This is a genomic window from Mycobacterium gordonae, from assembly GCF_017086405.1.
GTDB classification, from domain to species: Bacteria; Actinomycetota; Actinomycetes; order Mycobacteriales; family Mycobacteriaceae; genus Mycobacterium; species Mycobacterium gordonae_D.
Genome location: NZ_CP070973.1, coordinates 2,776,054 through 2,787,027, shown reverse-complemented (window position 1 = coordinate 2,787,027; position 10,974 = coordinate 2,776,054). Strand labels below are relative to the sequence as shown.

The window sequence follows — 10,974 nt, the reverse complement described above, 5'->3', positions numbered from 1 at the left end:
AAGTGGCAAGCTGGGCTGGGTGGACCTGCGCACGCTCGCCCAGCAACAGCTGACCTATCAGGAAGTGGGCGCGACAGCCGCCGATGAACTTCCGCCGGGATATGACCACATGAGTGTGTCGGCGCAGATCGGCACCGGTCGAGACCGCTTCGAACAGGCGGCCAAGGCATTGATGCACTGGGGCATGCAACGGGGCGCCGGGCTGCGGGTGACGGCCAGCACCGACACCGTCGCCGTCTCGTCGGTGGTAATCGTCAGGATGCTGGGTGTGCTGCGGGCCCCCTGCCGGGTGGTGTATGTGATCGAAGAGCCCGATGTCCGCGGCTTCGCCTACGGCACGCTGCCGGGCCATCCGGAATCCGGTGAGGAACGCTTCGCCGTCCGCTACGAACCAGCCTCGTCGGCAGTGTATGCCGAGGTGTCGGCGTTCTCGCGGCCCGCGACATGGCTGAGCAAACTGGGCGGACCCTTCGTCACGGTGGCACAACGGGTGATCGCCAAGCGTTATCTGCGCGGGGTCTGAGGCTCGTCAGCCCCAGCCCGACAGCAATCTCGCCGCCCCCGAACACATCGCTTCGATGACCTCCCCCACTGGAGCGTCGTTGTGGATCATCCCCACTCCCTGACCCGCGTCGACCGGTTCCGGCTGCCCGGCGCACGCCTCCGGGTCAGCGGCAAGTGCCTCCTCGCGACCAGTCCACCGCGCGACGAACTCGTCGGCCAGCACTCGCGACGGAAATCTCTTCGGCCACGGCAGACCGGCGGCGACGTCAAAGGCCCGGGTGACCCGCGTATCGGTCGCGGCCGCCGCGATCAGGGCTTGACGGCCATCGGCGCCGGTCAGCGATTCCGGGCAGGCGGCGAACCGGGTGCCCACCCACGCCCCGCCGGCCCCGGCCGCCAGTACCGCGGCCAGACTTCGGGGTGAGGCGATCCCCCCGCCGGCCAACACCGGAACGTGCACCGCGTCGAGCACCTCGTCCAGCAACGGCAGCGTCGCCAGCCGGACCTCGCCGTGTCCGCCGCCTTCTGCTCCCCTCGCGACCAGGATGTCGACGCCCGCACCCGCAGCGCGGCGGGCCCCTTCGGCGTCGTAAACCTGTGTGGCGGTGGCGATTCCGGCGTCTTGCGCGGCGGCGACCCACGACCAGTCAGCACCGAAGCTGATGGACACCAGTGCCGGGCGCGCGGCGAGCGCGTCCTCGAGTAGCCCGCTATCGGCCCGCATCACCCAATCCACCAGTCCGATTCCGAATCGCCCGCGCACGTGGCGCAATTCGGCGGCCAGCGCGGAGCGGGTCGCGGTGCTACCCATGCCGACCATCCCCAGCCCGCCCGCCGCGGTCACCGCTGTCGCCAGCCGCCCTCCCGCGACCCCGCCCATCGGTGCGTTGACGATCGGTACCCGCAAACCGAAGTCGCGCGACCAGGGCGTGGCGAGCACGGTCAGTGCGCAGCGCCGGGCTGGGACTTCAGCACGGTCAGCAGCACCACCGAGTCCTGCACCGCAAGCAAAGCGTGGCGCACCCGCGGGATGGCCACGTAGTCGCCGGTCTTCCCCTCCCATGCGTCGTCGCCGGCGGTGAGACGGACGTGACCCTCCAGCACCTGCAAAGTCGCCTCGCCGGGGCTGTCGTGTTCAGACAGCTCGTGTTCGGCGAGCAGGGCAAGCACGGTCTGGCGCAGTTCGTGGGTGTGGCCGCCGTGGATCGTGTGGGCCGCACGGCCGCTATGTGTATCTCGCGCCTCGACCAGCTTCTGCGACGCCAACTCGGTCAGCGAAATGGATTCCATGACCCTCACCTTTCAGTTGCTCAGTAGCAGTATCCCCGCCACGAGCAACGCCACCACCTTGACCACCTCTAGACCGACGTAGGCGTAGTGGGCCCGGGAGCGCGGTGCATCCAATCCCGCAAGCACCTGGTCAGAACGCCGGGTCAAGCGCGGCCGCACCGCGATCAGTTGACAGGCCAGGGCCGATGCGACGACCGAAAAAGCAACCGTGATCCGCAGCGGCGTCGGACCGGCGACCACGAGCGCTCCGATCACCAACGCGAAAGCGACTTCCACGGTGTTCAGCGCGCGGAAGACCAGGCGGCCGATGCCCAGACCGATCTGCAGCGTCACGTTCGGCGCCCGAAACTTCAGCGGCGCTTCCAGAAACGAGATGGCCAGCACCATGCCGAGCCACACAAAAGTCACGGCGACCTCCGTCGCGCGACCCGTGTTCATCGCCCCGCTCCCGCGGGTGCGAGATGGGCCAGACACAAGTCCGGTTCGGCGAACGCTTCCAGGCGATCGACGGTCACCGGCGCCGCCCAGGTTTCCAGTGCGCCCCGCATCAATCCCAGGTGGACGGGGCAGATCACGCTGGACTGCCGCTCGGCGAGTTCAAGGAACGGGCAGTGCCGCAGTCCGAGCTGCTGTTGGCCGCCGGTGCCGCGCAGTTCGGGTTCGAAACCCAGGTCGTCGAGCACGCCGATCAGATGATCGATCGACTCTTCGGCGCCCGGGTCCGGTCCGGGCGATCCGAGCCGCTCACCCCACGCCCGGCCGGCTGCCACCGCCCGGGCCCCCGAATCAGGTTCGGCAGCAAGGCCGATGGCGAGGATCTCCGCCAGCAACCGGTATTGCCGCATGCCCTCGCGGTCCATCTGCGCCACGGCGCGGAACATCAGCGGCGGCCGACCGGGGCCGCGGCGTGCCGACTGCACGTGCTCCACCCGGCCCTCACCGACGAGGGTGTCCAGGTGGAAGCGCACTGTATTGGGATGCACATCCAGCTTTCCGGCGATCTCCACGATGCTCAGCGGCACGCGGGAGGAGCGCAGAATTCGTAGCACAGCGCGACGGCGGCCGGTCCCCTCCGGTCCTGAATCAGGATCTGCCATGGCGAGTCACCCACCCTTTCGCAGCGCATGCGGCGTGGACTGGCGAGTTTACACAAGAAAAATTGGACAAACCCGGGCAACGGCTGGGTTCGGCGCACCGGATGCGCTACTTTACAGTGCACCAACAGACACCACTATGGCTTCCGACAGAGACCCCCTTCCAATGTCCGGCCGGGACGACGAGCACGTTCCCGGGCACTGGCTGCTGGCCAGGCTGGGCAAGCGGGTGTTGCGCCCCGGGGGCGTCGAGCTCACCCGGACCCTGCTGGTCCGCGCCGAGGTGAACAACGCCGATGTGCTCGAGCTGGCTCCGGGGCTGGGTCGGACCGCGGCGGAGATCATCGCGCGGGGGCCCCGGTCCTATCTCGGAGCGGAAGCAGACCCGGACGCGGCCAACCGGGTGCGCGGCGTGGTGGCGGGCCACGGCGAGGTCAAGGTCACCGATGCGGCCGACACCGGACTGCCCGATGCCTGTGCCGACGTGGTGATCGGCGAGGCGATGCTGACCATGCAGAGCGATGCAGCCAAGCACGCCATCGTGGCCGAGGCCGCGCGGCTGCTGCGGCCGGCGGGCCGCTACGCGATCCACGAGCTGGCCCTGACCCCCGACGACGTACCCGACGAGGTCGCCGTTGACGTCCGGCAGTCGCTGGCCCGGGCGATCAAGGTGAATGCGCGTCCGTTGACGGTCGCGGAGTGGTCGGAGCTGCTGGGCGGTCACGGGCTGGTGGTGCAGCATGTCGCGACGGCGCCGATGGCGCTGTTGGCGCCGCGACGAGTGATTTCCGACGAAGGACTCTGGGGAGCAATCAAATTCGCCAAGAATGTGCTCACTCAACCCGACGCCCGCAAGCGGGTGCTGGGAATGCGAGCCACGTTCCGCAAACATCGGGAGCGGCTGGCCGCGGTGGCCATCGTGGCGCAGAAGCCCGGTTAACCGGCGACCGTTTCGCGGGCCCGCCGCAGGCTCTCGTCGATCAACCTGTCGACAGCGCCGAAGTAGGTCGGCGACGGCTCGGTTCCGGTGAGTTCGGCGATGGCGCGCTGCTCGCCGAGAACATCTGCAGCAGAGAGGTTTTCAGCCATGCGGTTGACGTCCACCCGCAACCCGGACAGCAGCTCACCGCACTGCGAACCCGCTATGAGCGTCCGTCGGGCCAAGGTGCGCAAGGTGTCCCATTCGACATGCCAGGACCCGTCGGGGCGCTCGTCATTGGCCAGCGCGCCCGCCTGATGCAACGTCGCGGCCAACGGCGGCGCCGCTAATCCGGCGCGCCGGATTAGGATGGACAGCACCGGATTCCGCTTGTGCGGCATCGACGATGAGCCTCCGCGGCCCGCGCCGGCGGGTTCGCTCAGCTCACCGACCTCCGGGCGCGCCAGGGTGGCGATGTCCGAGGCGATGCGGCTCCAGCTGTCGGTGCAGGCGACCAACGCATCGGCCGCGGCCGTGAACGGTCCGCGTGCGGTGTGCCAGGGCGCGCGATAGTCGAGGCCCAAAGTCGTTGCGGCAGTGCGTGCGACCCGTTCGGCGAGCGCAGCCGGATCGGTGTGACCGGCGCGCGAGGTGGCCAACTCCACGGTGGCCGACCAGGTACCGACGGCACCGCCGAACTGAGCCGGAGTGGACAGGGCGGCGAGCCGATCATGGGCGTCGAGAACGCCGGTGAGCCAGCCGGCCACCTTGGCGCCGAATGTGGTGGGTGCGGCGTGCTGAGTCAGGGTGCGGGCCACCATGGGTGTGCCGCGGTGCGATTCGGCGAGCGTCGACAGCGTGTCGATCTGCGTTGCCAGCTGTGCGCCCAGCGCGACGATGACGCCTCGCAGTGCCAGCACGAGGGCAGTGTCGAGGACGTCCTGGCTGGTCAGTCCCCGGTGGATCCAGGGACCCAACGCCGGGGTCATCCGACGGCGCAGCAGAGCCACCAGTCCGATCACCGGATTGCCACCATCCTCGGCCGTGACAGCGAGGTGCTCGCAGTCCTGCTCCCCCACCAGATGCCCTAGGTCGGCCACCTCCACTGGCACCAGTCCGGCCGTGCCGAGCGCATCCAACCAGGCCGACTCCACCGCCACCATGGCCTGCAACAGGACCTGGTCGGTCATGTGTTCACCGGCACGTTCGTCACCGGGCCACAGCAGGTTGGTCATGTCCGATGGCCCCGGTAGGCCAGGAACACCGTTTCTTCGGAGCCTTGCAAACGCACATCGAAGCGGTATCGCATTCGGCCCGAATCGGTTTCCGCGAGACAGCGCATCGTACTGCGTCGTCGCGGTTCCAGGCCGGCCAACTCGGCCACGGTGTCCAGATCGGCGTCGGGCAGATAGGCGCGAGCGAAAAGGCGATGCAGCAAACCCCGCGCAAAGATGGCGAACACGAAATGCGGCGGCCTCCCGGCGGCTGTGGAGCCGGGGGCCAACGTGGTGAAGGTGTAGTGCCCGTCTGCGTCGGTCGCCGCCCTGCCCCAGCCGGTGAAGGTCCAGCCGTCGCGCCGCAGCGACCCCGACGCCCGCGGAATTCGACCGGCGCTGTCGGGCTGCCAGATCTCCACCAGCGCGTCCGGCACCCCGGCTCCGGCGCCGTCGTACACGGTGCCGTGCAGTTCCACCGCGCCGGGGAATTCGTCACAGACCAGTTCCCTGTCACGCGGGAACGGCAGACCGATGCCGAAGAACGGGCCGACCGTTTGTCCCGGAGTGCAGCGTGCTTCAGTCATCGGCTCAAGACCCGCCCAGGACTATGTCCCACCGGTATCCGGTTGCGTACTCGGGTTCGGTGACATCGTGGTCGTAGGCGGCCACCAGCCGTTGTCGCGCAACGGGATCCAGCACCGACTGAAAGATCGGATCCAATCCGAACAGCGGATCGCCGGGAAAGTACATCTGGGTGACCAGGCGATCGGTGAAAGCGCTTCCGAATACCGAGAAGTGGATATGCGCGGGCCGCCAGGCGTTGTAGTGATTACGCCACGGATAGGGGCCCGGCTTGATCGTCTTGAAGCGGTAGGAACCGTCGGGTCCGGTCAAGCAGCGGCCGGCGCCGGTGAAATTCGGGTCGAGCGGTGCGGGGTGTTGATCGCCTTGGTGGCGGTAACGGCCGCTGGCATTGGCCTGCCAGATCTCCAGCAACTGTCTGGCGACGGGCCGTCCGTCGCGGTCCAGCAGACGCCCGGTCACGATGATGCGCTCCCCGATGGGTTCGCCCGAGTGCCCGGCCGTGAGGTCGGCGTCGAACGGGTCGACGTCCTGATGGCCGAAACAGGGCGCCCAGCGTTCTATCTCGTCGGGGTCGACGGCGAGGAGAGGATTCTCTGGGTGGCGCAGGGCGCTGCTGCGATAAGGGGGGTAGTTCAAGCGTGGCATCGCATCGGCGCCGCCCGGCTGAAACTCGCCCCCGACCGCGGCGATCTCCGCCGAGATGTCACGCTGCGACGCGACGCGCCCGGGTGCAGCCTCCACAGAGCGTGAGGCTACTCGCGCCGTGACAAGGGGTGCATGCAAAGCCGCCGGGTGTCGGATCGCCGAATCGAGAACCACCGAGCGGGCTCTTGCCGGCCCGGCGACCGACCACGGCCCGAGCGACGTTCAACGGCAACGGCAGGCATGGCCTCTCCCGCCATGCCCGGCCGTGGCTCGTTCAAGCCGGAGGCGACCAGAGACGTCACCCGCACCCGAGCGATTCCAGCGGTTGAAGATATATTCTCAATCATATACAACATTCAGTGACGATGATTCGTTCGGACCTGCGGGCAAAGAAGGTTGTAAGCGATGTCGTACCTCTTCACCACCCCGGACGTAGTCAGCGCCGCTGTGGGCGATCTGACCACCCTCGGGTCGTCGATCGATGCGGCACGAGCGGCAGCCGCGGGTTCCACCAACGGAATCCTGGCCGCGGGTGCCGACGAAATCTCGGCCGCGGTCGCGGAGTTGTTCGGCGATCACGGCCATGCCTTCCAGGCGCTTAGCCGACAGCTGTCGGCCTTCCACAGCCAGTTCGTCCAGACGTTGAACGCAAGCGTCACCGCTTACGCCAGTGCCGAGGCGACCAACGCGGTCGGCTTCGCCGCGGCCGACCCCAGGTTGGAACTGTTCGGAGTGCTGATCGGCGGAAATGGGGCCGACGGCAGCGCGTCAAGTCCCAACGGCGCCAACGGTGGCCTGCTGTGGGGTAACGGCGGGGCCGGTTACACCCAGCCGGGCTCCTCCGGAGTGACCGGCGGCAATGGCGGAAACGCCGGCCTGTTCGGCAACGGCGGACGCGGTGGCGGCGGCGGATATGGCGCGGCCGGCGGTCAGGGCGGTGCCGGCGGGTGGCTGTTCGGCAACGGGGGTGCCGGCGGCACCGGCGGCGCTGCGATCGCCGGTTTCAACGGCGGGGCCGCGGGCAACGGGGGCGCCGGTGGCAGCGCGGTCCTCATCGGCAGTGGCGGTCCCGGCGGCCAAGGCGGTGCGGGGCTGGCCGGGACCGGTATGACCACTCCGCACAACGGCACCGCCGGCCTTGGTGATGGGGGCAGCGCCCACGCGGGAGGCCCGGGCAAGTTCGTTGGAGGTACCGGTCACGTCGGCAGCGCCGGTTCCCTCGGCGAAGTGGGTGGCGGGGGCGGCACCGGCGGTGCCGCAGGGTCCTCGGGCAGCACCAACAGCCTTTTCGTCGCCACCGGCGGTGCCGGTGGCCAGGGCGGCACCGGCGGCGTCGGCAGCGACGCAGGTGCCGCCGGCGTCGGCGGAACCGGCGGCCACGGTGGTGCCGGCGGCAGCGCGGGAGCGCTGGCCGGCGACGGCGGAGCGGGTGGGCAAGGCGGCGCCGGCGGAACCGGTGGCGCCGGGGGAACCGGCGCGACGGGCGGCGTCGGCGGCACCGGGGGCGCCGCGACCGTCTCCAGCACCTACCCGACAAGCGTCGGCGAGGCTACCGGCGGGGTCGGCGGAACCGGTGGGACGGGCGGAACCGGTGGGGTGGGCGGCACCGGCGGAGTCGGGGGCGCGGGCGGCAACGGCGGCCGCGGCGGCATGCTGTTCGGCAACGGCGGAGCCGCGGGCCAGGGCGGGGCAGGCGGCCTCGGCGGAGTTGGCGGCGCCGGAGGCGCCGGTGGAGGCGGCGGCGCCGGCGGTGATGCCTCGGCAGCAGGAAGCACCGCAACTCTCCAGTCCACGGGCGGCAATGGCGGTACCGGGGGGAGCGGCGGCGCCGGCGGGGTCGGCGGGACGGGCGGAGCGGGCGGCGCAGCCGGTACCGCAGGCGCCGGGGGCGTGTTCGGCTTCGCCGGCACCAATGGCACCGGCGGGGCCGGTGGCCAGGGCGGTCAGGGCGGTGCGTCCGGGGCAGTCGGCCCTGGATCTGTCGTCGGTGGCTCTGCCAGCGGAGGCACCGCCACCGCCGGCGGTACCGGGGCCAACGGCACCACCGGAAGTGCCGGCAACCAGGGTGCATCCGGCGCGAACGGCTGAGCATTCGGCGTCCGCCGACCGATACCCTTGACGCCATGCCGAGCGACTACGTCTATGACCAGAGCTTCGCCGAGGAACGCACCCGGTTGGGCGCCATGGAAAGCCTGTGGGACCCCGGCACCCAGGCGCTGCTCGACGAGCTCGGCCTAGGCAGTTCCGAAAAGCCTTGGCGTTGCCTGGAAGTCGGTGCCGGCGGTGGGTCACTGCTGCACTGGATGACCGGTCGCGGCGCCACCGTGGTGGCCGTCGACATCGACACCCGCTTCATCGAATCACTGGCCAGCGACCGCATCGAGGTGCGGCGCCTCGACATCCGCACCGACGAACTGCCCGAAGGCCAATTCGACCTCGTGCACTCGCGGTTGGTGCTTGAACACCTGCCGGACCGGCGACAGATCATCGAGCGCCTGGCCGCGACATTGCGCCCCGGTGGATGGATGGTGATCGAGGATCTGGATTGGACGGCGTTCGGCTTCGACGCAGTCGATACCCAACTCGACCGGGTCACCGATGCGATCCTGGCATTCATGCAGCAGTCCGGCTTCGAACCACGATACGGCCGCCGGGTGGTCGCCGATCTTGCCGCCGCCGGGCTGAGCGAGGTGCGAGGCGACGGGCGGGCACGGGTGATCGATTCCAGCACAGCGGGTTTCGACTTCTTCCGATTGTCCTTCGAAAGTCTGCGCGCCGCAGTGGTCGAGGCCGGGCTGATCGCGAGTGAGGACGCCGACGCCGCGACTGCCCGCTTCGGCGGAGACATCCGGGTATTCACCCCGATCATGATGGCCGGAATCGGACGACGGCCCGTGGCCTGAATTGCCTGGCGCGGGGCCGCCTTGCCCCTGGTCCGCACATCTCCGTCCATCAACCGAGTCCGCGTAGCACAGCAGCACAGCCGCCGCACCCCGCACCCCGCACCCCGCACGGCAAGGGATAAGTCCGCCACGACTTGAGCACAAAGCGCAAAACCACGCAATCGTCGTTTACTCCGGCTATCGACCACAACCGCGACGGACGGCTCCGGAGATTCTAAGTTCGATAGCAATTCGATAGGCGGGCCCACCGCGGAACCACGAACGAGATTTCGGCTGGCGAAATCCCGTCGCTAGTGGTCTGTGCCCGTCACGGAATTGTCAGCAAATACGAAAGGGGTTGAGAAATGGTGGCATTGGGCACCATTAACGAATGGCAACCACCATCTGGGATGGTTACCACCTGGACGGCGACCCCCGCGGCGCGTGCCGCGGCACGGATGGCCTCACGCAGCACATTGGCTCCGAGTTACCAACGCGAGCAACACCTTCGCTCTGCCCATGCGGCACAGGAATCTGGTCACGTCTTGCCCCGGTTGATGGTCGTGGCCTGGAACATCGCCGGCACCTGCAACATCGCCGCCATGACAAAAGCTATCAACACTCATGTTCGTCGTCACGACAGCTACCACGACTGGTTCGAATTCGACGGTGAAATGATCGTTCGCCGGCGCATCGACAACCCCGAGGTCATTGCATTCCATCCCGTCGAATTCGGGGCAATGGGCACCGACCAGATACGCCACCATGCGCTGACCACCACACCGAACACCCTGGAGTGGGGTTGCATCACCTTCGGCGTTGTCCAGCACGCCGGTTACTTCACCTTCTACACCAGCGTCGACCATCTCTATATCGACGGCATGTCGGCCGGATTGATCTTCTTCGATATCCACCTGTCTTATGACGCGCTGACCCACGAATCACCACAGCGCCCGGCCGCGCCGCAGATCGCCAGCTACCGGGGCTATGCCGCCCGCCAACACGAGCGGATGGCGGGCCTGACGCCGACGTCGCCGGAGATCAGGGACTGGATCTCGTTCATGCAGGGCACCGATGGCCACTGGCCCCGCTTCCCCCTTCCGCTGGGGGACGTCGACGCCACCACCGTGGGCGACTTTCTGACGGTAGAACTACTGGACGCCGCCGGGACGGAGTCATTCGACGCCACCTGCCAAGCTGCCGGAGCCAGGTTCAGCGGCGGTGTCCTGGCCTGCGCGGCGCAGGCCGAGCATGACCTGACCGGGGCGACGACCTACTACGGATTCACCCCGTACGACACCCGTACTCCCGGCCTGGACTCGCTCACCGTCGGCTGGTTCGCCAGCCTGGTACCCATCAGTGTGTCCGTCGGCACCGGATCCTTTTCCCGGATGGCCCGCGCCGCACAGCAGTCGTTCGACGCTGCCAAGCGGCTGGCCGGCATCCCGTTCGACCGGGTGCTCGAGCTGGCTGCGCCCGACCAGCTGGTTGACGCGCCCCACGAGCGTTCGGAGTCGATGGTCTCGTTCATCGACGTGCGTAAGCTGCCACTGGCACCGTTGTTCGAGCAAACGAACTTCGGCGCCTACGGCGACAATCTGTCTCGCGGCGGGGTCAACATCTGGATCACCCGGCACGCCGACAAGACCACCGCGACCATCTCCTTTCCGGACAATCCGGTCGCGCGCAGGTCGGTGCGCCGCTACCTGTCGGCGCTGACCGACGCGTTCACCCGCATCGTCGCTCCCGCCACCTCGAAGTGGCTGGACGACGTTGCCCAGCATGCGAATTCGGGACAGGGCATCCCTGTCATCAGCCTGCCGGCAGGGAGGGCGTGA

12 protein-coding genes are annotated in these 10,974 nt (G+C 68.6%); 5 read left to right on the top strand and 7 right to left on the bottom strand.

The features are described from left to right. The first annotated feature begins 19 nt into the window (after positions 1–19). Positions 20–523, top strand: coding sequence for a DUF1990 domain-containing protein (locus JX552_RS12025; protein ID WP_205877619.1), 504 nt, complete (start codon positions 20–22; stop codon positions 521–523). A 6-nt stretch (positions 524–529) separates the two neighbouring features. On the opposite strand, the gene JX552_RS12020 is transcribed toward JX552_RS12025, so the two are convergent. Genes JX552_RS12020 through JX552_RS12005 form a run of 4 tightly spaced genes read right to left on the bottom strand, consistent with a single transcriptional unit; the run spans position 530 to position 2,891 of the window. Then, the gene (locus JX552_RS12020) at positions 530–1,444 is read right to left on the bottom strand and encodes an NAD(P)H-dependent flavin oxidoreductase (protein WP_205877618.1); all 915 of its coding nucleotides are present in this window, start codon (positions 1,442–1,444) and stop codon (positions 530–532) included. Positions 1,445–1,446: 2 nt separating this feature from the next. Continuing rightward, on the bottom strand, positions 1,447–1,794 hold the full coding sequence (locus JX552_RS12015) for a cupin domain-containing protein (protein ID WP_205877617.1): 348 nt from the start codon (positions 1,792–1,794) through the stop codon (positions 1,447–1,449). A 12-nt stretch (positions 1,795–1,806) separates the two neighbouring features. Continuing rightward, complete coding sequence (locus JX552_RS12010) at positions 1,807–2,232, bottom strand: hypothetical protein (RefSeq protein WP_205877616.1); 426 nt, start codon at positions 2,230–2,232, stop codon at positions 1,807–1,809. Then, positions 2,229–2,891 carry a helix-turn-helix transcriptional regulator gene (locus JX552_RS12005; RefSeq protein WP_205877615.1) on the bottom strand — a complete coding sequence of 221 codons (663 nt, stop codon included), beginning with the start codon at positions 2,889–2,891 and terminating at the stop codon, positions 2,229–2,231. Before JX552_RS12005 ends, JX552_RS12010 begins: the two co-directional genes overlap by 4 nt. A gap of 136 nt (positions 2,892–3,027) precedes the next feature. On the opposite strand from JX552_RS12005, the gene JX552_RS12000 reads away from it, so the two are divergent. Continuing rightward, positions 3,028–3,828 (top strand): class I SAM-dependent methyltransferase, encoded by an 801-nt coding sequence (locus JX552_RS12000; protein WP_205877614.1) that lies wholly within the window; start codon positions 3,028–3,030, stop codon positions 3,826–3,828. On the opposite strand, the gene JX552_RS11995 is transcribed toward JX552_RS12000, so the two are convergent. From JX552_RS11995 to pcaH, 3 genes are read right to left on the bottom strand one after another with little or no spacing between them, the layout of a single operon-like run. Continuing rightward, the gene (locus tag JX552_RS11995; RefSeq protein ID WP_205877613.1) at positions 3,825–5,042 is read right to left on the bottom strand and encodes a lyase family protein; all 1,218 of its coding nucleotides are present in this window, start codon (positions 5,040–5,042) and stop codon (positions 3,825–3,827) included. The two genes, JX552_RS12000 and JX552_RS11995, sit on opposite strands and share 4 nt — an antisense overlap. Further along, entirely contained in the window at positions 5,039–5,608 is a 570-nt protein-coding gene (gene pcaG / locus JX552_RS11990) for a protocatechuate 3,4-dioxygenase subunit alpha (protein WP_205877612.1), read from the bottom strand. Before pcaG ends, JX552_RS11995 begins: the two co-directional genes overlap by 4 nt. A gap of 4 nt (positions 5,609–5,612) precedes the next feature. Beyond that, on the bottom strand, positions 5,613–6,350 hold the full coding sequence (gene pcaH, locus JX552_RS11985; RefSeq protein WP_241011013.1) for a protocatechuate 3,4-dioxygenase subunit beta: 738 nt from the start codon (positions 6,348–6,350) through the stop codon (positions 5,613–5,615). Positions 6,351–6,659: 309 nt separating this feature from the next. Between pcaH and JX552_RS11980 the strand changes: the two genes are divergently transcribed. The 3 genes from JX552_RS11980 to JX552_RS11970 all read left to right on the top strand — a co-directional run bounded on the left by JX552_RS11980 (position 6,660) and on the right by JX552_RS11970 (position 10,974). Then, positions 6,660–8,342 (top strand): PE family protein, encoded by a 1,683-nt coding sequence (locus JX552_RS11980; RefSeq protein WP_205877611.1) that lies wholly within the window; start codon positions 6,660–6,662, stop codon positions 8,340–8,342. A 35-nt stretch (positions 8,343–8,377) separates the two neighbouring features. Then, positions 8,378–9,157, top strand: a complete 780-nt coding sequence (locus JX552_RS11975; RefSeq protein WP_205877610.1) for a class I SAM-dependent methyltransferase — start codon at positions 8,378–8,380, stop codon at positions 9,155–9,157. A 344-nt stretch (positions 9,158–9,501) separates the two neighbouring features. Next, positions 9,502–10,974, top strand: coding sequence for a condensation domain-containing protein (locus JX552_RS11970; RefSeq protein ID WP_205877609.1), 1,473 nt, complete (start codon positions 9,502–9,504; stop codon positions 10,972–10,974).

What these genes read in the sequence shown, in the direction of transcription:
- JX552_RS12015 (WP_205877617.1), bottom strand. Translation starts at nt 1,794, where the DNA reads ATGGAATCCATTTCGCTGACCGAGTTGGCGTCGCAGAAGCTGGTCGAG.
- JX552_RS12010 (WP_205877616.1), bottom strand. Translation starts at nt 2,232, where the DNA reads ATGAACACGGGTCGCGCGACGGAGGTCGCCGTGACTTTTGTGTGGCTC.
- JX552_RS12005 (WP_205877615.1), bottom strand. Translation starts at nt 2,891, where the DNA reads ATGGCAGATCCTGATTCAGGACCGGAGGGGACCGGCCGCCGTCGCGCT.
- JX552_RS12000 (WP_205877614.1), top strand. Translation starts at nt 3,028, where the DNA reads ATGGCTTCCGACAGAGACCCCCTTCCAATGTCCGGCCGGGACGACGAG.
- JX552_RS11995 (WP_205877613.1), bottom strand. Translation starts at nt 5,042, where the DNA reads ATGACCAACCTGCTGTGGCCCGGTGACGAACGTGCCGGTGAACACATG.
- pcaG (WP_205877612.1), bottom strand. Translation starts at nt 5,608, where the DNA reads ATGACTGAAGCACGCTGCACTCCGGGACAAACGGTCGGCCCGTTCTTC.
- JX552_RS11980 (WP_205877611.1), top strand. Translation starts at nt 6,660, where the DNA reads ATGTCGTACCTCTTCACCACCCCGGACGTAGTCAGCGCCGCTGTGGGC.
- JX552_RS11975 (WP_205877610.1), top strand. Translation starts at nt 8,378, where the DNA reads ATGCCGAGCGACTACGTCTATGACCAGAGCTTCGCCGAGGAACGCACC.
- JX552_RS11970 (WP_205877609.1), top strand. Translation starts at nt 9,502, where the DNA reads ATGGTGGCATTGGGCACCATTAACGAATGGCAACCACCATCTGGGATG.